Raw genomic sequence first — 20,424 nt, 5'->3', positions numbered from 1 at the left:
GCTGCAACGCCAGGCCACCGCAGCGGCCGGCACACTGACCCAGGCCGCCCACCAGGCCTACCGCGAGACCATCGAAGAACAGATCAACCAACTCGACAGCGCCATCGCCGATCACGGGCGGCAACTGCACCAAGCCCTGCACGCCCGGCTCGGCCACCTGCGCGTCGTGCTGGAGGATCTCACCACGCCCGACCGCGGCGCCCACGAGGCCTCGCCTCTGTCTTCAGGACCGGCGACCGCGCCATTGCCTGCGTACAACGACTCCGTCGCACCTGCATGACCGGACCGGCTCCCCTTGGCCGACTCATTATTCGCGCTGCGTTACCCCGCACTGTCGCCAGAAAGGCCGCGCCATGTTCATGCCGCTCGGAGGGCCGGCACTACCGGTGGCTCTTCAAAACTCGACCCTGGACGCCGCCCTGCCGGGCTGGGCGACCTGGACAGCCGTGATCCTGGTCGCGCTGTCCACGCTGGCCGGTGCCCACCTGGCCCGGCGCAACGTCGCGGCGATCAGCATCTGGCTGGCCATCGCTTCGGCCTTGATGCTCATCACGGCCCTGGTCGACCTGCTGCCCGACGCTTGGAAGGAAGCCGAGGCCACCGGGGTGCCACTGTGGGTGGTGGGCCTGGCCGGAGTGTTCGGTTTCGTCGTCATCACGTACTTCACTCGCAAGGGATGCGGCCACAACCACGACGACACCCCCGCCGGCGGCCGCCACGCGCCGGGCCTGCACCGCCGGGTCAAACAGGCCGTCAGCGCCGCCGTTTACGGCGGCGTCGGCACCGCCGCCGCGATGTCCCTGCACCGCATGATCGAGGGCGCCACTCTGGCGCTGGCCGCCTCCGCCATCGTGGTGACCGCCCTGGTGATCCACTCCGCCAGCGAAGGGCTGGCCCTGGCCGCACTGCTCGACCTGGCCCGCAGACGGCTCACGCCCTGGCTCGCGATCTCCTGTCTGGCTCCGGCTGCCGGCGTCGTGCTCGCCGGCGTGGCGCCCCTGCCGGCGCAGAGCGTGCCGATCCTGCTCGGCATGGTCACCGGCGTGCTGCTGCGCACCGCGGCGATCGGGCTGACGATAGCCCGCGACAGCCGACGCCTCTCACGTCGCCACGTCATCCTCGCGGTGGCCGCCGTGGCAACCGTCGGAGGCCTGCTGGTCACGGCGCAAACTCTCCTTTCAGAGGATCTGCCTCAAGCGGCCATACCCATCGCGGCCGCCCAGGGTGCCGGCCCGCGGCCCGCCCCGCGCCCCCGCACGCCAAGCCCGCTTCCGACGCCGTCGCCTCAGCAGATGACGCTGACGCAGCTGCGCGCCGCCGTCGCGACCGGCCGGCTCGGCCTGGAGGCGCTGCTGTCACGCAGGGACCTGGTCATCATCGGCGCCAACGCCGCGACATTGCTCCGCGCCCTCCCGGGACACACCATCACCGAAATCACCCAGACACTCCGCCAGGCGAAGATCGACGGTGACGCCAGCATCGGCGACCTCACCCTGCGCCAGCGCCACCTTCTTCTTTCGGCCCTGGGCCACGCACCACCGAGCCCGAGCCGGTGACTGTCGCGCCGCGGCGCCGTGTCAATCCGCCGCTTCCTCGAGGAGGCGGATGAACTCCAGGCACCGAGGTGACCGGGCGCGGCCTCGTGGCCGGCGCCGCGCCCGGCCGGCTGGGACGGAGACGAACGGTGGTCTCTTGCCGTCAGCGCTCGATGAACACCGGGTTGGAGTAGAACCACAGGTCGGCCCACGGGTCGGAGCCGTGCGGGTCGGGCTGGGGCTCGGGCTCGTCGGTGTTGGTGCCGCGGACGCGGACGTACATGGGGCCGTCGATGTCGCGCAGCGTGTGACGGACGACGATCTCGTCGCCCTCGCGCCGCCACTGGCTGGGGCCGTACCGCGCCTCGACCTTGGTGGTGGTGTTGGTGTCGGCGGAGCGGTCCTTGGCCGGGCCGGTGATCCGGCCGGTGATGATGTCGACCCGGTTGACCTGCGGGCGCTCGCCCTTGGCGTTGGGCGTACGCGGCACGCGGAAACGGACCTCGACCTCGGCGTCACGGTCGCTGCCGCGCAGCTTGAGGGTCTCACCCACGGTCGCGGTGTTGCCGTTGGCCTGGCCCTGCGCCTCACCGGTACGGGACACCGAAAGGTCGAGCTGGTCGATCAGGTCGCCGATGACGACGAAGATCCGGCCGCTGCGCAGCCCGTCCAGGATGTCGGCGTAGTCCCAGCCCGCGTGCACGTACGTCTTGGAGTACTCGCCCGGCCAGAAGTCGCTGCCGCCCTCGCTGTAGTGCCTGTGGGAGTCGGAGGTGGAGGTGATCCACCAGCGGCGGCCCTCGCCGAGCAGTGAGTCCCACAGCCCGCCGAGCCGGGCGGTCATCTGGTCGAAACCACCCATCGTGGGATAGTTGCCGTAGCCGCCTCGATCGCCGTTCGGGTTGATGCTGCCATCCTTGTTGAGCGATCCGGCCTGGTGGCCGGGGGCGCCCTCGAAGCCGTGCGCGATGTCCGGCGCGGTGTCGTTCCAGTTGCGGAACTCCGCCGGGGTGTCCTGGCCGTAGACGCCCAGACCGGTGGCCGAGCGGGCCGGGTGGTTGGCGAACAGCAGCGGCTTGTGCGGGAGCTGCCGCATCACCCGCAGCGCTTCCAGCATCTTCTGCTCGGTGTCGAACGACGGGTCCGCCGGGAACGGGTCGCGCTTGGAGAAACGGCTCTCCAACTGGAACAGGATGTCCCGCTCGGTGGTCACCTTCGGGATGATCAGGCTGGAGTGGTCGGCGGCGGGCGTATCCAGCTCCATGCCGTAGAACTGCAGCACCTTCGGCACGGACCGGCGCGCCTCCAGCAGGCTCGGGTACCGCTGCTCGGCGTCCAGCTTGGAGTGCAGCGGGCCACCGTGGTCGGTCGACACGATCCAGGCCAGCCCGAACTGCTGCGCATGCGATGCGTTGACCGACAACGGGTAGATCGCATCCCCGCCGATGATCGGCTTGGGCGGGGTCGTGGAGTTGTCGTAGCCGACGCTGAACTCGCTGTGCACGTGGTGGTCGCCGGGCAACCACCGCCGGCGACCATCACCGGGTCGCCGGTCATCGGCCCAAGCCGGACCGGTCAGGCCGCCGACGGCGACCGCACCGACCAGTCCACCGGTGACGGCCAGCAGCCGCCGCCGCGTGACGGACTCGGGTCTCTCAGAAGCGGACATCGAGACTGGTTCCTCTCCAAAGGGCGCTATACAACCGCCCGAGTCCATCGATGCCATGTGACGAGCCCTTGACCGGCCGCCGACCGCCAGGCGAACAGTCGAAATCCGACCGACGTCAGAAGGATTCGACCGGCTGCCGACGATGAGTGAGGCCAGACGGCCTTGGCAGGGCACTGAAGCGCCTTGACGGCGCACAGCGCTCAACCGTGCACCGGCCACTGGCTGGGCGCGATTCAGGCCTTCCCGGGACGCATATGCCGGTCTACGTTCTCCATGCCGACGATTCGGGGGAAATGCACCAATTCGCGCAAGCCAGAGGAGCCCGTATGCGCATCACTTCGCGCCGGGGTGTGTTCCGCGTCCTTACCGTGGCCGCGGCGCTCACCTTACCCCTGACGCTCGTCCCCGCCGCGGCGCACGCAGACCCGGCACCGAACGGGGCCCAGAAGAAGCTGATCGACTCCGTCACCGCGCCCGCCGTCAAGAAGCACCTGCAGGCCCTGCAGTCGATCGCCAACGCCAACAACGGCACCCGGGCAGCGGGCACCAGCGGCCACGCGGCCTCCCGCGACTATGTCGTCGGCAAGCTGAAGAAGGCGGGTTACACGGTCACCGTGCAGCCGTTCGACTTCGCCTACTTCGAGGAACTGTCCACCGCGTCGATGGAGCGGGTCTCACCCAACCCGAGGGTCTTCACCCCCACCCCGCCGGACGGCTCGTCGGTCGGGGAGTTCGCCACCATGAGCTACTCCGGCTCCGGTGAAGTCACCGGGACCCTGCAGAACGTCGACCTCACCCTGCCACCAGGCCCGACCCCGAGCAGCTCGACCTCCGGCTGCGAGTCCTCCGACTTCGCCGGCTTCACCCCGGGCAACATCGCCCTGCTGCAGCGTGGCACCTGCAACTTCATCGTCAAGGCACAGAACGCCCAGGCCGCCGGAGCCGCCGCCGCGATCATCTTCAACGAGGGCCAGCCCGGCCGCACCGAAACCCTCCTCGGCAACCTCGGCGAGCCCGTCTCGATCCCCGTGCTGGGCACCAGCTTCGCCGTGGGCGAGGAACTGGCCTCGGCCACGACCGTGGTGCATCTCAAGACGGACACCGTCAGCGAGATCCGTACCACGCAGAACGTGATCGCCGACTCCAAGTGGGGCGACCCGAACAAGGTCGTCATGGCCGGCGCCCACCTCGACTCCGTGCCCGCCGGGCCGGGCATCAACGACAACGGCTCGGGCAGCGCGTCCACGCTGGCAGTGGCCGAGGCGCTCGGCAAGATCCCCACCAAGAACCGGCTGCGCTTCGCCTGGTGGAGCGCCGAGGAACTGGGCCTGCTCGGCTCGGAGTTCTACGTGGCCTCCCTGCCGGCCGCCGAACTCGCGAAGATCAAGCTGTACCTCAACTACGACATGGTCGCCTCGCCCAACTACGCCTTCAAGATCTACGACGGTGACGACTCCGACGCCACCGGCTCCCCCGCCGGTCCCGCCGGATCCGACGAGATCGAGAAGCTCTTCGAGAAGTACTTCGACGTGCTGCGCCAGGGCCACAACGGCACCGACTTCGACGGCCGCTCCGACTACGGACCCTTCATCGCGGTCGGCATCCCCGCAGGCGGGCTGTTCACCGGAGCGGAAGGCATCAAGACCGCCGAGGAGGCCACGCTGTTCGGCGGCACCGCCGGCCAGCCCTACGACGCCTGCTACCACCAGGCCTGCGACACCATGGCCAACATCAACGACAAGGCACTCGCGCTGAACACCGGCGCCATCGCCACGGCCGCCGTCGTCTACGCCTTCAGCTCCGACCTGCCCGGGCCCGACACGCGTGCAGCGGCCGCCACCCGGCGCGCCGCCGCCGACACCAGAGCCGACATCCACGGCAGAACCAAGAACTGAACGAGCCGGGCCGTGCGCTCGCCTTGCCCCCGTGGCGGGCGCACGGCGGCTCCGGCTATCTCCCGGCGAACGGCCGGTCGCCTGGCCGACAGGATGACGGCCAGGCGGCCATCTGTCGCAACCTGATCATCGCGCGACGCGAAGGACTGCCTCCCGGGAGCGGGCGACAACGGCGGTTTCGTCGTCAACTGTGATGATCGGACGCTGGATGAGGATCGGGTACGCGGCCAGCGTCTGGATCCATCGGCCGCGGTCGGCCTGGGTGCGTGGCCACTCGGCCAGTCCCAGGTCGGCCGCGACGGGTTCGCCCAGCCTGGTGATGTCCCATGGCTCCAGTTGGAGCCGCCGCAGCACCTCCTCCAATTCCTGGGTGCTCGGCGGGTCTTCCAGGTAGCGACGCACCGTGTAGTCGGCCTGCTCGCCGTCCAGCAGCGACAGCGCCGACTGGCACTTGGAGCAGGCGGGGTTGATCCAGATCTCCACCGGGTCAGCCCGCGATGGCGGTGATCAGGACCAGGACCACGGTCACTACGGCGAGCACGCCGTGGGCCACGACCACCGGCACGGGGAAGTTGCTCTCGGCCGGGGCCGGCTGCTGCCCCGCGGCCACTGTGGCACGTACGCGCCTGGCCGGCATCCAGCGGGCCAGCATCGTGAAGCCGAGCGCGGCCACCGGCACCAAGATGATCAGCGCGGTCCAGGCCAGGGCGTGGTTGCCGGTGAGCAGGTAGGCGATCCACACCACGAGGCCGACGGCGGCCAGCGCGAAGTGGCCGAAGATGACCGGGACCGGCAGATGGCTGCCGCTCCCCTGCTTGGCGCCGCCCCGGGAAAGCCAGCCGGCGAGCAGGTAGAAGCCGCCCAGCGCGGTGAGGACCCAGGTGACGAGTGCGGCGATTTCCATGGAACACCTCTTACTTCGATCGGAGGAACCCTTCGGCCTGGGCGTCCTCGTCGACGACGCGGACGCCGTAGCGGAAGGCGAGCTTGCCGCCCAGATATCCGGCGACCGCGAGGACGACCAGGCTGGCGGCGTTGAGCGCGAGCATCCCCAGCTCCGTACGGTCATCGGATCGCCACAGGAAGTTGGCGGCGTAGGCGAGAGTGACCAGCAGGTTCAGGCCCATGTGGAGCACGGCGGTCCGGAAGGCACGGGTTCCAGTGGGGATGGCGAACAGGTCCAGCGCGCCCACGCACGCCGCGGCCAGCGCGCCGATCACGCCGATGGCGATCAACCAGCGTGCCCCTCGAACGAGGAACTCCGGGTCGCGGACGAGCTGGGCGGCGATGTCGAACACCAGGCTGGACACCCAGGCACCGATGGGCACGGTGACCAGGATCGGGTGGTACGGGTGCCCGTACGGTCCGGCCAGGGCCGGGCTCACCGGCTTCTTGGCAGTATCCACGACGACCGTCCCCTCCAGCGTAGTTTCGCTAATCAATGTTGGTCTTATTCGCATGGAGCCGTCAAGTCAGCGGTTATCACCCGTGGAGATTGGAGGTACTTTGGCTAAGTGACCACCAACGACGTCGCGATCGTCAGCGTCCTGGGCGAGGAGTCGCGCCGGGAGATGTTCGACTACATCCGCCGGGCAGGCCGTCCCGTCACCCGCGACGAGGCGGCGGCCAGTGTGGGCATCTCCCGCAAGCTGGCCGCGTTCCACCTGGACAAGCTGGTCGCGGCGGGCCTGCTGCGCGCTGATTACGCCGCTCCGGAAGGGGTGCGCAAGGTAGGGCGCCGGCCCAAGGTCTACCTGCCCGGCGACGCCGAGATCCGGGTCACCATCCCCGAGCGGCGACATGCACTTCTCGCCGACCTCTTCCTGGACGCCATCCTGACCCAGCGCGACGGAGAGGCGGGCAATGAGGCGGCGATCAGGATCGCCCGGCAACGCGGGCGCGGCCTGGGCAGCGCCGAGCGCGACCGATCCCGGCCGGGCAGGCTCGGCGCGGAGCGCGCCCTCACCTTCTGCCAGCGCATGCTCGAACAGCACGGCTTCGAGCCTTACCGGATCAGCCCCACAGACATCCGCCTACGCAACTGCCCCTTCCACCCGCTGGCCGCCAAGGCCCCCGATCTGGTCTGCGGCATGAACCACGGCTTCCTGTCGGGCTACCTCGAAGGTCTCAAGGCCACCGGCGTCGAAGCGGTCCTGGACCCCCAACCGGGCGAATGCTGCGTCCGCCTGACCGCCCCCTAGTGGCCACCGTGAGGAGAGAGATCGTCTCAGGATTGCTTGTCACCCCACAAGCGGATGCCTGCTTGACAGTGTCCATATGAACTCCGGCATCGTGTTCGGGCTGTTCGCGATCTGCGGCTATCAGTTCGCTCCGCGTACCGCCGATCTGGCCGACTGCGGGTGACAAAATTCGCCATCCGGATGCGTGATCGGGCCATGGCCGGGACCTTGCCGCGATGGCGATGATGGGGCGATGACGATCCCCGACCTGAAGATCCCGTACGAGCGCGACGGCTATCTCGTCCTCGACCACGCCCTCGACTCCGGCGAGGTCGGCAAGCTGCTCGAAGAGGCCATCCGCATCTGCCGGGGCGAGCTCGGCGACATCCGCGGCGCGCTCCCCGCCAGGACCACCGACACCGACGACGACGTGCTGCGCAGGTTTCTGTGCGTCCACTACCCGCACAAGCTCTCCGGTGTGATGCTCGCCACGATGCGCCATCCGGCGATCGTTTCGGCGCTCACCTCGCTGATCGGCCCGAACGTCAAGGCGATGCAGTCGATGTTGTTCATCAAGTCCGAGGGTGAACCGGGGCAGGCGTGGCACCAGGACGAGCTGTTCATCCCGACCCGCGACCGTTCACTCACGGCGGCCTGGCTCGCGCTCGACGACGCCACCGTGGAGAACGGGTGCCTCTGGGTGCTGCCGGGATCGCACCGGCGTGGCGTGCTCTACCCGAACCGCGAGCACGACGATCCCCGCTACGACTGCACGGTGGAGTCCTACGGCTTCCCGTTCGACGACTCCGACGCGGTGCCCGTCGAGGTCGCGGCGGGCTCCGTGGTGGTGTTCAACGGCTACCTGTTGCACAAGTCGCTGCCCAACACCGGCCGCCACGGCTACCGGCGGGCGCTGGTCAACCACTACATGAGCGCCGAATCCCTGCTGCCCTGGGCCGCCCCGGCGGAGGGGACGGCCATGGCGCAGGCGGACTTCCGGGATGTCGTCCTCGTCGCCGGCTCCGACCCGTACGCGTACAAGGGGCTCCAGAACGTGCGCCGGCCGCGCATCCGCCCGAATCGCGACGGCGGCTGTGACAGGTGACGATCTCCGTCGATCTGGTGGCCCGGCTCGGGCCGAGTGTCGCGGACTATCCGCCCGGCTCGACCTTCGGCCCGCGCGAGGCCAGGTCGTACCAGTTCGTCTGGCTCCTCGCAGGCAGCGCCACCTGGCTGTGGGACGACGTCGCGCTGCCGCTGACTCCGGGCAAGCTGCTGCTCATCCGGCCAGGTATGCGTGACGCGTTCCGCTGGGATCCTCGCACCCCGACCCGGCACGCGTACGTGCATTTCACGCTCACCGGTCAGGTGCCGGCCAGCTGGCCACTGGTACGGGACCTGACCGGAAGGCACGACCCGATGGGCGCCCTGTGCCAGTATCTGCTCTGGCTGGGAGCCGAGTGCCCGCCGGGGTGGCAGGTCCAGGCCTGCGAGACGCTGCGCCTGCTGGTGCTGACGTTCCTGGCCGATCCCGCGCCGGCGCACCGCACGCCGGCGGCCCTGCCGACACTGGTGATCGCGATGATGCGCGCGGTGCGCGAGCACTGGTCCGACGGGGTGGCCAGGCCGGTCCCGATGCGGGAGCTCGCCTCGGCCGCCCGGGTCTCGCCGAGCACGCTGTCGCGTACGTTCCGCCGCACGTTCGGGGTCGGTCCGGTCGCCGCCGTCGAACTGCTCCGGCTGACCAGGGCCGACCGCTGCTGTGGCAGAGCAACCTGTCCATGCAGGCGATCGCTCTGCAGTGCGGCTTCGCGGACGCGTACCACTTCTCCCGCCGGTTCCGCGCGATCTACGGCATGGCCCCGACCACGTTCCGCGTCACCGCGCCGGAGGTCGCGCCACCGTCACCGGCCGAGTCCTGCGGACTTACAGTGCTGCAACCGCTCGTCCAAGACCCCTGACCCTGCGGCTCAGGGGCGGCTGGCGGTCACCAGCCAGACGGCGCCGGGGATGCGGCCCCCTCCGCCGTCTCCTGCGCTGCGAGCCCGCCCGCAAGTCCCCGCGCGTCCGTTCGACCGGGGAGCCGGACGAACGCCGCGCCCGCCGCTGAATCCGCCACGTCCAGCTCACCTCCAGCCCACGCGACATGGTCCTCGCGCCGCCGCCCTCCTTCGCCGGCCTGCGCATCTCCGAAGTCGTCGCCCACCGCAGATCCGGACGCAACGCCTGGAACACGCGGCCGGGCCGGCCGCGCCCGGGGTGGGTGGAGGATCGACGGCAGGCAGTACTCGTTTCAGAGCTCCACCGGCAGCAACCCGCCGTCCTACAGGAAGGGCGAAGGCGTACCCGTCGCCTACGACCCGGACGATCCGTCCGACGCGCGGATCGCGTCGTTCTGGTCAGCGTTCCTAGCTCCGCTGATCGTCGGCGGACTGGGTGTGGTGTTCACGCCGATCGGTGCGGCCTTGTTCGTCAAGGGACGACGGATCGCTCGGCTGCGAGCCTGGCTCTGGGAGCAGGGCCAGCAGGTATGGGCGGAGATCGAGCATGTGGGGCGCGACTTCACCGTGCGGGTGAACAACCGGCACCCCTTCGTTGTCCATGCGACGTGGCAGGATGAGCGGACGGGCCGGACATACGCCGCAGCCAGCGACTACCTCCGCTACGACCCAGGCCCTCGTCTGCAGGGCCAGACCCGCGTTCGCGTGCTGTACGACCCTGCCGACCCGGATCGTAACCTGGTCGACCTGGACGCGCATCCATCCCATTCCTGACAAGGGCCGAAACAGAGGGTGATATAGCGGGGTGGACGAGGCAGTCGAGCCCGGTGCACACTGATCCGCATGCACGATCATCAACCACAAAGGTATGCCGCCCTGCCGGGCGGGGAGCAACCGGCATGGGCGTTGATCGGCCCAGGGATCGCTGCGCTAACCGGTCTGTACCTGCTGACGGCGCCCTTCGGGCCCATAATGCGGATTTCTCTGCAGTCAGCCCTCCATTTGTCCAGCCAAACCGTCCTGCTCACGACTCTCGCTGCGTACCTGGCCGGCGCGGCAGCGGGTGGGGCGCTGGGTGTCATCCTTGGTGGCCGTTTTCTGACGACAGTGGGTATGCTGGCCATCGCCTTCATGATCATTGGTGTGCTGCTGGACGCGCTCGCCGCCAACGCCGGAATGTTGCTGGCCGGCCATGTTCTGAGCGGGCTCGGCGCCGGCGGCGCGGCGGGGGCGACGGCGGCATTCGCGCGGCGGACGGGCCGCCACCGGGGCGCGGTGTTCGCGATACTGGCAGCTCTTGGTGTCCTCGCCCTGATTCTTGGCCCGTTCATCAGTCAATGGCTGACGAGCGCGCTCGGGTGGAGGTGGGGGTACCTCATCGCGGAGGTTCCTTTGGTCGCGGGGCTGATTGCTGCTGCCGTCAGCGGACTTGCGCTTCTCCTGACCCGGCGACCTGCGCAACCGTATTCGGCCGGCATGCCATATCCACCAGCCGGACCACGGCCCTGGAACGCCCCTCCGGGGACCTGACCGAAATCTCGTTCGTGGCCCTGCGCCTCACCAGGGAGAACGCTCAGTCGTGGACACGCGGCTCAGGCCGATGAACCGTTAGACGGCTTTGCCCACGCCGCTCGTGCTCCACCAAGGGCGGCCGGCGTCAGCGGGTGAAAAGGGCGCGGTGGAGCATTTCCCGCACGCGTTTGTGGCGGTTGTCGCGCTGGGCGACGTCCTTGGTGTTGACGGCGCCCTCGCCCATGGAGATGGCGAGCATCAGGTCGTCGATGTCGACGACGGGGTGGACGACGCCGGCCGCGCGGCCGTGGTCGAGGAGAGGCTCGAAGCAGGCCGCGATGCGGCGGGAATGCTCGATGAACCATTGCAGGTCGGCGCTGGACAGGACCTGGGCGAGGCCGCGGTTGTCCAGTTGCATGTCCAGGACGAAGTCGAACAGCTTGACCGCGCCGTCGGGTTGTTCCCGCAGTCCGGCCGCATGGTGCTCGATCTGGGCGACGTTGTCGGCGAAGACCGTGGCCGCGAGCTCCTCGCGGGTGGCGAAGTTGCGGTAGATCGTGGTGCGGCTCACCCCGGCGACCCGGGCGATCTCCTCCAGTGCGACGTCGTGGCCGTGTTCGGCGAACATCCGCCGGGCCGCGGTGAGCAGCCGCTCCCGGTTGCGGGCGGCGTCCTTCCGTGTCACTGGCAACCCACTTTCACGCACGGTCCAACCCTAACTTGCCACGAACCGTACATGATTGTACGTTTAGTGCCGAGAGAACCGTACATATGTGTACGGTTCGGCTGACCGGGTGGCGGGCGCCCATCGGATCGCGGCACCGGCCTACATCACGACGTAGGCGCCACCGAGAACAGCGGGGCGCCCGAATCGAGCGGAGCGGACAATGCGCGGTTTGAAGGACAAGGCGATCATCGTGGCCGGCGGGGCGACCGGCATCGGCGCGGGCACCGCGATCAGGCTCGCCGAGGAGGGTGCCAACGTCGTCGTCGGCGACATCAACCTGTCCGGCGCGCAGGCCACCACCGCCAAGATCACCGAGGCTGGCGGTTCGGCGATCGCGGTGCACTTCGACCTCACCGACGAGGACTCCGTCAACGCGATGGTCGCCAGGACCTTCGAGGAGTTCGGCACCGTGCACGGCCTGTTCAACGTCGGCGCGGACCTGTCGCCGGGCAATCTCGGGCGCGACAAGTCGCTGCTCGACACCGACCTTGACGTGTGGGAACGGACTCTGGACGTCAACGTCCTGGGTTATGTCCGTACGGCTCGCGCCGTCCTGCCGCACCTGCTGGACAACGGCGGCGGCAGCATCGTCAACTGCTCCTCCGGCGCCGCGGTCAGTGCCAGCGACCGCAAGCGCCCCGCCTACGGGGCATCGAAGTCGGCGGTCAACGCGCTCACCCGTCACATCGCCGGGAGGTTCGGCCCCAAGGGCGTGCGCTGCAACGGAGTGATGCCCGGCCTCGTCATGGGCGAGACGCAGGCAGCGCAGAACGACGTCCAGCTCCAGAAGATGTTCCTGGAGCACGTCCCTACCACCCGGCTGGGCCGCCCGAGCGACCTGGCCGCGGTCGTGGGCTTCCTGCTGTCCGACGACGCCGAATGGATCAACGGCCAGGTGTGGGCCATCGACGGCGGCGCGAACATGCGCGCCTGACCGGCACGGGGCCGGCGCCACCGAACGGAAACGTGGGCAGGGCGCCGACCAGGCAGTGCGGTGCATTGGAGTCGGCGGAATTCCCAGCCGGGTGGCGAACCGGCCTACGAGAACAACGGGAGACGGACGACGAAGCGGGCACCTCGATCGCTGTCCTGGATGGTCAGCGTGCCGCCGTGGCTCTCGGCGATCTGCCGGGCTATGGGGAGACCGAGCCCCACGCCGCCTGCGTCCCTGCTGCGCGCGGTGTCCAGCCGGGTGAACCGCCGGAATACCGTTTCGCGCTGGTCGGCGGCGATTCCGGCGCCGTCGTCGAGTACCTCGAGTTCCGCGACACCCCCCGGGAATCTCGGGTCGGCGGCCGGGTCGCCGTCCCCGCACCAGAGGGTGACCGTGACCGTAGATGACGCGTACCGTTGAGCGTTCTGAACCAAGTTGCCGATCAACTCGCCAAGCCGTGACTGGTCACCCATGACCGTGACGCCCGGTGTCAGGCGTTGGACGACTTTCCTGCTCATGCGGTGGTTCTTCAGCTCCTTGGCGATGAGTTCGGCCAAGTCGACCGCCCGTCGCTCACAGGGGAGGCCGGCGTCCAGTCGAGTGAGCGTCAGCAGGTTGGACGCGATCGACTGGAGCCGCTCGACGCTCGGGAGTACGGCGTTGCACAGCCCGGCCAGTTCGATGTCTTCTGGCGCCAGGAGGGCGTCCTCCATCTGGGCGCGGATGGCGGTGATCGGACTGCGCAGTTCGTGTGAGGCGTCGGAGCAGAACCGCCGCTGCTGTTCCAGTACGTCCTCCAGCCGGTCCAGCGTCTGGTTGACGCTTTGGGCCAGCAGGTAGATCTCATCTTGGGCCGCGGGGACGGGGACCCGGCGCCCCAGGTTGCTGCTCCGGATGTGGTCGAGTTGAGCCCGAATGGCGTTGACCGGTCTGAGGGAGCTGGTGACGGTATGCCGCGATCCGTAGGCCACCGCGATCGTGAAGATGACCGCCCCCCCGATCAAGAGGGCCGCCACACTCGGATAGACGTAGAACGGCAGCGCCGGTGCGGCACTGTAGATCGTCCAGTCGCCGTTGCGATAAACGTGCTGCGCGACGACGATATGGCATCGTCCGGCCGCGAAAACGGAATCGCAGACGACGGCACTGGCCACGCGTTGCGGGCCCTTGGGCGAGAAATGCGCCATGACCGGCTGGTGCTGCAGATCCTTGGTCGCGGCGACGACCTGCCCGCGCGGATCGACCACCTGTACGGGGCGGATCAGGTCCTGCGAGATGGGCGGAAGCGGATTGACGATTTCCCCCCGGTCGACGTAGTACGCGGCCAGCTCGCCCACGGCCGTCACCTCTTTGGTGAGGTTCTGGGTGGCCATCCTGTTGATGGCGAACAACAGGACGGTGGAGAACACGACGCAGAGCGCACCCACCGCCGCTCCGGTGAACAGCGCCACGCGGCCTCTGATCGAGTAGTTTCCAAGCCTCATGAGGATCTCTTTTCACGTGACCGGACTCGCGGCAGCCGAAGGACGAAACGAGCCCCGCCCGCGGTGCTCTCTTCGACGCTGAGGGTGCCGTGATGCGCGTGAGCGATGTCACGGGCGATGGCCAGGCCCAGTCCGGTGCCGTTGTGGTCGAGCCGGCGGCCGTCGTCCAACCGGGTGAAACGGTGGAACACCCGCTCCCGGTCGTCGACCGCGATGCCCGGCCCGTCGTCGCTGACCGCGAGTTCGACGGCGGTGTGGGTGGCACGCACCTCGACCCGTACGAGATGTTCGGAGTGCCTCTGGGCGTTGTCCAGCAGGTTGGCGAGCAGCCGGCCGATCTGGGACGGCACGGCACTGACGGTGGTGCCATGGGTCAGCTGGAGCCGTACCGGGAGCCGATCCGCCCGATGAGAGATCTCCTTCTGGACCAGCGCGGCGAGATCGAGTTGCTGTCGTTCTGCGGATGCGCAGGTGCGTAGCCGAGCCAGGGACAGCATGTCATCGGTGATCGCCTGGAGCCGCTCCACCTGATCCAACGTCGCTCCGAGCAACTCGGGCAACCGGGCCCGACGGGGATCCTGTTGTGCGTCTTCCAGATGTGTCAGCAGTCCTGCGATGGGATTGCGCAATTCATGGGAGACATCGGAGGCGAACTGCCGTTGGCGGCGCGCGATCTCCTCCACTTCTCTCTTGGCCTTGCTCATACGTCCCACAACCTTGTTGATCGTGCGACACAAGCGGGTGATCTCTTGCGCCTCTCCTGGTTCGGAGATGCGAGCGGGCACGGCTCTGAAGTCGATCACAGCGAGTTCGGCACGGATCGTCCCCAGGGGGCGCAGCAGCCTGCCGGCCACCTTCCAGGCGCTCCAGCCGACCAAGACGATCAGCTCGACGGTCTGGAGCCCCACGCTCAACGGGAGAGAGCCAGGCCATGCAAGGCCCCAGAGCGGTGGCCTCGCATGGACGGCGTACGTCGTTCCCAGACGGATCTGAGGCACCACCAGTTGCAGGGCGCCGGCCTGGGCTATCAGATATGTCTCCGCTCCAGTGCCGAGGAGGGTGAGTACGGCCACAACCGCAGCCACAACGGTGACCAGAAGAGTGATCTGTCCTCGGAGCGAACGCGGCCTACACCGGTTCCACATCGATGACCCCGTGCGAGCCGCTCGTCGCACAGGGCTCGGATGCGGCAGGCGCAGGAGGCGCCGGCGGACGTTCCCACCGCCCGTTGAGTTGCCCGGCGACGCACCGGCAGGCTCATGGGGCTCTTGTACGACCCCGGTGCGGATCCGGTCGGCGGAGCCGGCTCGGCGCGGGGGCGTACCGGCTTCCTGGCGGTGGTGAGAGGCCTTTCCCCGGTATTCGTCCTCGTCGATCTCCCCGCGAGCGAACTTCGTGAAGGCGGACCTCTCGCGTGCTGAGAGTTCGTGCCACTCGGCCGTCGATGATCTGCCGGCCAGCAGGTGTGTGAGGCCTTTGGCGACGACCATCCACGTGAGCAGCGTCACCAGAGGCCACAGGAGTACCAGGCAGTTGCTGGGCAGGTCCACCATTGCCATCCTTTCGAAAGGGATTCAAGGGATGTCAGGCTTGGAGAGGGCGGGAGTCGCGTGAGCGGTCTGCCAGATGAAACCAATATGAGCCCGTGCAGGAAGCCGCCGTATCGCACATCCGTGTGAATCCCACGCCCGGCGCATGTGATCAACAAGCTTCACAGGCGTGTTTGCGGAGCTCCGTACGGCTGGTGTGTAATGCATTTATGGGGGACGTATCCCGATATGTCCTGGAAGAGGCAGGTTTGCCCGACTTCCGCAGATCCTCGTGGCCCGGCTGGCGTGGCCGTACGCGGGAGTGGGAGCTCCTCGCCGGCTTGATCCGGGCGGCTCGAGCCGGCCGGGGTGGAGTCTTGTTGGTCGAGGGCCAGCCGGGAGTCGGAAAGAGCCGCATGCTCGACGTGGCCGCCACCGCCGCCGAGGAGGCAGGGCTAGATGTCGGCAGGGGCGTGGCGGACGAACTGACCCAGTTGATCCCACTGGCCCCGCTGTTGTCGGCCCTCGGGGAATCCAGTCGTACTCTTTCCAGGCGCGACAACGCGAACATTCCGGATCCGACCGATCATCGACTGCTGTTGCTGGAGCACCTGCAGGAACCGCTGGAACAGCGGGTGGCCCAGGGGCCGTTGGTCCTGACGCTGGATGACCTGCACTGGGCCGACCCGATGACTCTGCTGGCCCTGCGGTCGATCACGAGAGACCTCGCCTCCTACCCGCTCATCTGGGTGTTGGCCCGTACGAGCGGCAGCGGCGACGTTCCCCGCCTCGACCGTCTGTTCGACGTGCTGGAACACGACGGCGCGACGCGGATCAGGCTGCAAGCGCTGGAGGAGCGAGCAGTGGCCGATGTCGTCGCCGATGTCCTTGGGGCGGCGCCCGATCCAGACGTGCTGGGCCTGGCCGCCCTCGCGGACGGCAATCCATTCCTACTCGTTGATCTCCTTGAGAAGCTCAAGAGCGAGGGCGTGTTCCAGGTCGCCGATGGTCACGCGCGGATGGTGCCGGCGCGGCTGCCGCGGGCTCGGGTGGTGACGCAAGAACGTCTGGAAGGGGTGTCCGCACGGACCAGGCATCTGCTTCAAGGCGCCGGAGTCCTGGGCCGCTCTTTCTCGGTGAAGGATCTCGCCGAAATGCTCGGCGAGTCGACCAGTGGCCTGTTGCCCATGCTGGAGGAGGCGATGTCGGCGGGCATCATCGAAGCCGCAGGGGATGAGCTGGCCTTCCGGCACGACCTGCTGTGGCAGGCTGTGGTCGGCACCATCCCAACCCCCGTGCGGCAGGCTTTGCATCGCGACGCAGGAGACATGCTGCTCAAACGAGGCGGATCAGCTGTTCCCGCCGCCGCACACCTCATTCACGGCGCCAGCCGCGGTGACGCATCCGCACTGCTCGGACTGGATCAAGCGGCGCGCGAGGTGTTGCGATCCTCGCCCCAGACCGCCGCCGACCTCGCCCAGCGGGCGCTCGAACTCAGTGACCTCGCTGACCCTGAGTGGCACAATCGTGCCGCCACAGCGGTCGACGCCTTGACCGCCATCGGGCGGCTGCCGGAGGCGGCCGATCTTGCCCGTGCCGCACTCAGCAGGGCACCGCCTGCTCAGGCCCCCCGCCTGCGATGCGCGCTGGCGTACATCCTGCTTCTGAGCGGCCGACCGGCAGACTCGGTAGCCGAGGCTGAAAGCCTGCTCACCCAGCGGGAGATCTCAGATGACCTTCGCGGCATCGCCGAATGGGCGGTGTTCTGGGGGCTCATCTGCCTGAATGACTTCGGGAAGGGGCGGCTACGGGCCGTGGCCGTTCTCGCCGACCGCGAGCGACACAGCGACGCCGCCGTCGTCGGGGCTCTCCTCCTGCTCGCCCGGTTCGCCATAGTCGATGGGCGGGTCGCCGACTCGTTCGCACACTTGCACGAAGCCGTGCAGATCGCCGACGGCGGCACCGTCGAAGCCATCCAACGGCCCTACGCGCGCCTACTGCTGAGCCTCAATTACAGGGCCATGCGACAGTTCGAGGCGGCCGACATCGCCATCCAAGCCGCCGAGGAGGAAATCAAAGCTCTCGGGCTGACCGTGCTCGCCGCGCAACCCGCGCTGTTCCGCTCCGTTCTGCGGCTGGCCACCGGTCGACTTGATGACGCCGCCGCCGAGGCCCAAGCCGGGCTGATGATCGCCGATGAGCTGGGCACGCAGGGGTTCGTCCGCGTCGGGGTGTCCATGCTTGCTCTCATCGCCATGCGGCGAGGCGACATCGAAGCCGCAGTCCACCACATCGAGCGATACCACTCCATAGATGCCGCGCCCGGGATGTTGTTCGGGTCGGTGTGGGAAAGGTGGGTGATAGCGGCAGTGACCGAGGCCCAAGGCGATCCCGAACAGGCGATGGACATCCTCCACGCCATCTACACCGACAAGGAGGAGCGGCGCTGGGCGCTCATCACGACGCCTCTCATGGCCGCATGGATGACACGACTGGCGCTGGCCACGGCGAATCGCCCGTATGCGCAGACCATCGTCGACACGGCCGAATCCCTGGCCAAGAACAACCCCGACTTCCCTGTCATCGCCACCACGGCCGCCCACGCCCGCGGCATTCTTCACAAGGACCCCGGCGCGTTGGCCACCACCGCCGATCAGCCTGAACCGTGGGCACGCGCTTCAGGCGCCGAAGATCTAGGAGTCTTGCTGGCCGCCACACCCGGCGCCTCCGCACGCGAGCAGGCCATCAAAAGCCTGGACCAGGCACTCGACGGTTACCAGTGCATCGGTGCACTGCGGGACGCGGCACGCGTGCGAGCGAGACTGCGTGCATTGGGTGTACGGCGCCGCCACTGGGACCAATCACAGCGGCCCGCCTTCGGCTGGGACAGTCTCACCGACACGGAACGCGCTGTGGCGGGGCTGATCGCCCGAGGATTGACCAACCGTCAGGCCGCCGCGCGAATGTTTCTCTCTCCGCATACGGTCTCCACCCATCTTCGCCGGATCTTTGCCAAGCTCGACATCGCATCCCGTGTCGAACTCGCCTGTATCGTCGCCGACGAGAGTCCTGCCCTGCTCCGGGACTCATAGCCGTGGCGCCGGAGGACCAAGAAGCCCACGGCGCTCGCCGTCCCGTCGGCGTGTGCATGTCGGCGCTCACGGCTGCCTGTTCAGCAGGAGCAGGGGACGAGACGTGCACGATGCGGCAGAGCAGGCGATCAGCGCACCGAGCAGATCGCGTCCTCGATCACCCGCGTCACGGCCTCTGGATGCGAGAACAGCGTGAGGTGGGAACCGCCGGCGAACGTGGTGATCTTCGCGTTCGCCCGTTTCGCCATGGCCTGCTGCGAGGCCGGGACGATGATGCGGTCGCCGGTGGCGATGAAGTACCAGGACGGGATCGTCCTCCACGCCGCGGCCTTCGACGGCGTCGTGAACGCGGCCGTGGAGGCGGCCCGCTGGGAGGCCCAGAGCCGGTCGGCGGTGTCGCGGGGCAGGTCGGAGGCGAAGGAGCGGACGAACACCTCCCGCTTCAAGTACAGGTCGGCCGCCTTCTCAGGGGCTCCCGGGTAGGGGACGCGGTCGTACAGTGTGCCCGGGTCAGCCCCGAGGGCCGAGCCGGAGCCGCTCAGCTGCTCCGTGGTCTCGCCGACGTCGGGCGCCGCGGCATCGACGTACACCAGGGCCTTGACGTCCGGATCACCGGCGGCCGCATTCGTGATCACCGAGCCGCCGTACGAGTGGCCCACGAGCACGACCGTGCCCGGGATGGTGTCCAGGAAGTCCCGTACGGTCTGAGCGTCGCCCGTCAGGCCGCGCAGGGGATTGGCCACGGCGCGCACGGCGTAGCCCGCCCGTTGCAGCGCGCTCACCGTGCCGCTCCAGCTGGAGGTGTCGGCCCACGCGCCGTGTACCAGCACGACCGTCGGCCTGGCCCTGCCCGGTGTCGGGCACGGCGCCTGCCGGTACGCCGTGGTGTTCGCCTGTGCTCCGGGCGTCGGCGCGACGGCCGTGATGAGCGCCGCGAACACCGCGACCGACGCACCGAGCTGGGATCGGGCGAAGAGCCGAGGCGCCTTCGCCTGGCATGAAGCTCGGGATTCCACAGCGTTCCCTCCAGTAGTCCGGCGGTGATGTGTTACTTGGTGTGGAAGGGGCGGCTGCGACGGCCACGCTGGGTCAATGTGAGGCAGGCACCCCCGGCAGGGGCAGGGCCGTCCAGAATGGCCTTGCTACCTACGCTGCCATGCGATGCATTTAGATAAGGCCATAAATGCGGCAAAGAGCAACTTCAATACGGCAAATGCGAAATGTTTTTGGAGTTCACGGAGAATATCCCGGCGCGGCATCGATCGGGGCCTCAATCCCCATCCGCAGGACAAGGTAGTCGCCGAATTGTTCCCCCATAGCTGTGTGTCTCATACCCGAGCAGCTCGTACTGCCATTGCCGGCGCACGCTGTCCGGCCTCTTGCAGGACTTTGCGGCATCGAACGGTAGGCGCGTCGGGCACGCGCCGGCTCTTCCTCTGTTCAGGCGATAGTCAGCGATGACTGTCGTCCTCCCTGGAGTGCTATCCCTCCGGCGGGTTCAGAAGGGCGGCGAGGGCGGTGCGATCGTTGACGCCGGTCTTGTCGTAGACGGCGTACAGCGTGTTCGCCACGGTGCGGACGGACACGACGAGCCGCTCGGCGATCTCGCGGTTCGTCAGCCCCTGGGCGGCGAGCACCGCGATCTCGCGCTGCCTCGGCGTCAGGCCGGGGACGTCGAGGTCCATCAGGGCGAGCGTACGGGCGCCCTGGCAGCGCTGGGAGAGCCGCCAGGCCCGAGTCTCCGCCGCCCGCGCGCCGCGCCACAGCCCGCACTCGCGGTAGCGGGCGGCTGCCTGCGCCGCCGCCTCGGCCGCGTACAGCAGCAGGCCGAGGCGTTCGAAGCCCTCCGAGACCGCGTCGAGCTCCG

Annotated in this window: 21 protein-coding genes; 10 read left to right on the top strand and 11 right to left on the bottom strand. The window is 68.4% G+C overall.

Going from position 1 to position 20,424, the window contains the following annotated elements:
- A partial coding sequence (locus AB0J09_RS27765; protein ID WP_360697101.1) for a hypothetical protein occupies nucleotides 1-280 on the top strand: 280 nt, incomplete at its 5' end.
- Between the two features lie 73 nt (nucleotides 281-353).
- Nucleotides 354-1,556 (top strand): hypothetical protein, encoded by a 1,203-nt coding sequence (locus tag AB0J09_RS27760; RefSeq protein ID WP_360697098.1) that lies wholly within the window; start codon nucleotides 354-356, stop codon nucleotides 1,554-1,556.
- Between the two features lie 142 nt (nucleotides 1,557-1,698).
- Here the strand turns inward: AB0J09_RS27760 and AB0J09_RS27755 are convergent, their stop codons facing one another.
- Nucleotides 1,699-3,204 (bottom strand): phosphoesterase, encoded by a 1,506-nt coding sequence (locus AB0J09_RS27755; protein WP_360697095.1) that lies wholly within the window; start codon nucleotides 3,202-3,204, stop codon nucleotides 1,699-1,701.
- A gap of 326 nt (nucleotides 3,205-3,530) precedes the next feature.
- On the opposite strand from AB0J09_RS27755, the gene AB0J09_RS27750 reads away from it, so the two are divergent.
- Nucleotides 3,531-5,099, top strand: coding sequence for a M28 family metallopeptidase (locus tag AB0J09_RS27750; RefSeq protein ID WP_360697092.1), 1,569 nt, complete (start codon nucleotides 3,531-3,533; stop codon nucleotides 5,097-5,099).
- 126 nt (nucleotides 5,100-5,225) lie between these two features.
- Here AB0J09_RS27750 and AB0J09_RS27745 read toward each other — a convergent pair whose 3' ends face one another.
- From AB0J09_RS27745 to AB0J09_RS27735, 3 genes are read right to left on the bottom strand one after another with little or no spacing between them, the layout of a single operon-like run.
- Entirely contained in the window at nucleotides 5,226-5,582 is a 357-nt protein-coding gene (locus AB0J09_RS27745; RefSeq protein ID WP_360697089.1) for an ArsC/Spx/MgsR family protein, read from the bottom strand.
- Nucleotides 5,583-5,586: 4 nt separating this feature from the next.
- On the bottom strand, nucleotides 5,587-6,003 hold the full coding sequence (locus tag AB0J09_RS27740) for a hypothetical protein (RefSeq protein ID WP_360697086.1): 417 nt from the start codon (nucleotides 6,001-6,003) through the stop codon (nucleotides 5,587-5,589).
- 10 nt (nucleotides 6,004-6,013) lie between these two features.
- Nucleotides 6,014-6,505: a DUF2231 domain-containing protein gene (locus AB0J09_RS27735; RefSeq protein ID WP_360697083.1), complete on the bottom strand. Its 492-nt coding sequence runs from the start codon at nucleotides 6,503-6,505 to the stop codon at nucleotides 6,014-6,016.
- A gap of 108 nt (nucleotides 6,506-6,613) precedes the next feature.
- Here AB0J09_RS27735 and AB0J09_RS27730 point away from each other — a divergent pair, with 108 nt between their 5' ends.
- Entirely contained in the window at nucleotides 6,614-7,300 is a 687-nt protein-coding gene (locus AB0J09_RS27730; protein ID WP_360697080.1) for a helix-turn-helix domain-containing protein, read from the top strand.
- 232 nt (nucleotides 7,301-7,532) lie between these two features.
- A complete protein-coding gene (locus AB0J09_RS27725; protein ID WP_360697078.1) occupies nucleotides 7,533-8,384 on the top strand; it encodes a phytanoyl-CoA dioxygenase family protein in 852 nt (283 codons plus the stop codon).
- A gap of 46 nt (nucleotides 8,385-8,430) precedes the next feature.
- Here the strand turns inward: AB0J09_RS27725 and AB0J09_RS27720 are convergent, their stop codons facing one another.
- Together AB0J09_RS27720 and AB0J09_RS27715 are read right to left on the bottom strand one after the other, a co-directional pair.
- Nucleotides 8,431-8,562, bottom strand: a complete 132-nt coding sequence (locus AB0J09_RS27720; protein WP_360697075.1) for a hypothetical protein — start codon at nucleotides 8,560-8,562, stop codon at nucleotides 8,431-8,433.
- 81 nt (nucleotides 8,563-8,643) lie between these two features.
- A complete protein-coding gene (locus tag AB0J09_RS27715) occupies nucleotides 8,644-8,979 on the bottom strand; it encodes a hypothetical protein (RefSeq protein WP_360697110.1) in 336 nt (111 codons plus the stop codon).
- On the opposite strand from AB0J09_RS27715, the gene AB0J09_RS27710 reads away from it, so the two are divergent.
- The 3 genes from AB0J09_RS27710 (at nucleotide 8,884) to AB0J09_RS27700 (ending at nucleotide 10,809) form a co-directional block, all read left to right on the top strand.
- A complete protein-coding gene (locus tag AB0J09_RS27710) occupies nucleotides 8,884-9,240 on the top strand; it encodes an AraC family transcriptional regulator (RefSeq protein ID WP_360697107.1) in 357 nt (118 codons plus the stop codon). The genes AB0J09_RS27715 and AB0J09_RS27710 overlap by 96 nt on opposite strands.
- A gap of 309 nt (nucleotides 9,241-9,549) precedes the next feature.
- Nucleotides 9,550-10,053 carry a DUF3592 domain-containing protein gene (locus AB0J09_RS27705; protein WP_360697104.1) on the top strand — a complete coding sequence of 168 codons (504 nt, stop codon included), beginning with the start codon at nucleotides 9,550-9,552 and terminating at the stop codon, nucleotides 10,051-10,053.
- A 69-nt stretch (nucleotides 10,054-10,122) separates the two neighbouring features.
- Entirely contained in the window at nucleotides 10,123-10,809 is a 687-nt protein-coding gene (locus AB0J09_RS27700; RefSeq protein WP_360697072.1) for an MFS transporter, read from the top strand.
- A gap of 127 nt (nucleotides 10,810-10,936) precedes the next feature.
- Here AB0J09_RS27700 and AB0J09_RS27695 read toward each other — a convergent pair whose 3' ends face one another.
- Nucleotides 10,937-11,476, bottom strand: a complete 540-nt coding sequence (locus tag AB0J09_RS27695; RefSeq protein WP_360697069.1) for a helix-turn-helix domain-containing protein — start codon at nucleotides 11,474-11,476, stop codon at nucleotides 10,937-10,939.
- A gap of 202 nt (nucleotides 11,477-11,678) precedes the next feature.
- Here AB0J09_RS27695 and AB0J09_RS27690 point away from each other — a divergent pair, with 202 nt between their 5' ends.
- On the top strand, nucleotides 11,679-12,452 hold the full coding sequence (locus AB0J09_RS27690; protein WP_360697066.1) for an SDR family oxidoreductase: 774 nt from the start codon (nucleotides 11,679-11,681) through the stop codon (nucleotides 12,450-12,452).
- A 104-nt stretch (nucleotides 12,453-12,556) separates the two neighbouring features.
- On the opposite strand, the gene AB0J09_RS27685 is transcribed toward AB0J09_RS27690, so the two are convergent.
- Both AB0J09_RS27685 and AB0J09_RS27680 read right to left on the bottom strand, forming a co-directional pair.
- Entirely contained in the window at nucleotides 12,557-13,936 is a 1,380-nt protein-coding gene (locus tag AB0J09_RS27685) for a HAMP domain-containing sensor histidine kinase (protein ID WP_360697063.1), read from the bottom strand.
- A complete protein-coding gene (locus AB0J09_RS27680) occupies nucleotides 13,933-14,844 on the bottom strand; it encodes a HAMP domain-containing sensor histidine kinase (RefSeq protein ID WP_360697060.1) in 912 nt (303 codons plus the stop codon). Before AB0J09_RS27680 ends, AB0J09_RS27685 begins: the two co-directional genes overlap by 4 nt.
- A gap of 851 nt (nucleotides 14,845-15,695) precedes the next feature.
- On the opposite strand from AB0J09_RS27680, the gene AB0J09_RS27675 reads away from it, so the two are divergent.
- Nucleotides 15,696-18,557, top strand: coding sequence for an AAA family ATPase (locus tag AB0J09_RS27675; protein ID WP_360697057.1), 2,862 nt, complete (start codon nucleotides 15,696-15,698; stop codon nucleotides 18,555-18,557).
- A gap of 128 nt (nucleotides 18,558-18,685) precedes the next feature.
- Here AB0J09_RS27675 and AB0J09_RS27670 read toward each other — a convergent pair whose 3' ends face one another.
- A complete protein-coding gene (locus AB0J09_RS27670; RefSeq protein WP_360697054.1) occupies nucleotides 18,686-19,573 on the bottom strand; it encodes an alpha/beta hydrolase in 888 nt (295 codons plus the stop codon).
- A 465-nt stretch (nucleotides 19,574-20,038) separates the two neighbouring features.
- A partial coding sequence (locus tag AB0J09_RS27665) for a helix-turn-helix transcriptional regulator (RefSeq protein WP_360697051.1) occupies nucleotides 20,039-20,424 on the bottom strand: 386 nt, incomplete at its 5' end.

The organism is Nonomuraea sp. NPDC049784 (assembly GCF_040659615.1).
Classification (GTDB): Bacteria; Actinomycetota; Actinomycetes; order Streptosporangiales; family Streptosporangiaceae; genus Nonomuraea.
This window is presented reverse-complemented; position numbering and strand designations above follow the sequence as displayed.

Coding starts and splice junctions, on each gene's coding strand:
- AB0J09_RS27760 (WP_360697098.1), top strand. CDS start 354: ATGTTCATGCCGCTCGGAGGGCCGGCACTACCGGTGGCTCTTCAAAAC.
- AB0J09_RS27755 (WP_360697095.1), bottom strand. CDS start 3,204: ATGTCCGCTTCTGAGAGACCCGAGTCCGTCACGCGGCGGCGGCTGCTG.
- AB0J09_RS27750 (WP_360697092.1), top strand. CDS start 3,531: ATGCGCATCACTTCGCGCCGGGGTGTGTTCCGCGTCCTTACCGTGGCC.
- AB0J09_RS27740 (WP_360697086.1), bottom strand. CDS start 6,003: ATGGAAATCGCCGCACTCGTCACCTGGGTCCTCACCGCGCTGGGCGGC.
- AB0J09_RS27725 (WP_360697078.1), top strand. CDS start 7,533: ATGACGATCCCCGACCTGAAGATCCCGTACGAGCGCGACGGCTATCTC.
- AB0J09_RS27720 (WP_360697075.1), bottom strand. CDS start 8,562: ATGAGCAGCAGCTTGCCCGGAGTCAGCGGCAGCGCGACGTCGTCCCAC.
- AB0J09_RS27700 (WP_360697072.1), top strand. CDS start 10,123: ATGCACGATCATCAACCACAAAGGTATGCCGCCCTGCCGGGCGGGGAG.
- AB0J09_RS27690 (WP_360697066.1), top strand. CDS start 11,679: ATGCGCGGTTTGAAGGACAAGGCGATCATCGTGGCCGGCGGGGCGACC.
- AB0J09_RS27685 (WP_360697063.1), bottom strand. CDS start 13,936: ATGAGGCTTGGAAACTACTCGATCAGAGGCCGCGTGGCGCTGTTCACC.
- AB0J09_RS27675 (WP_360697057.1), top strand. CDS start 15,696: ATGGGGGACGTATCCCGATATGTCCTGGAAGAGGCAGGTTTGCCCGAC.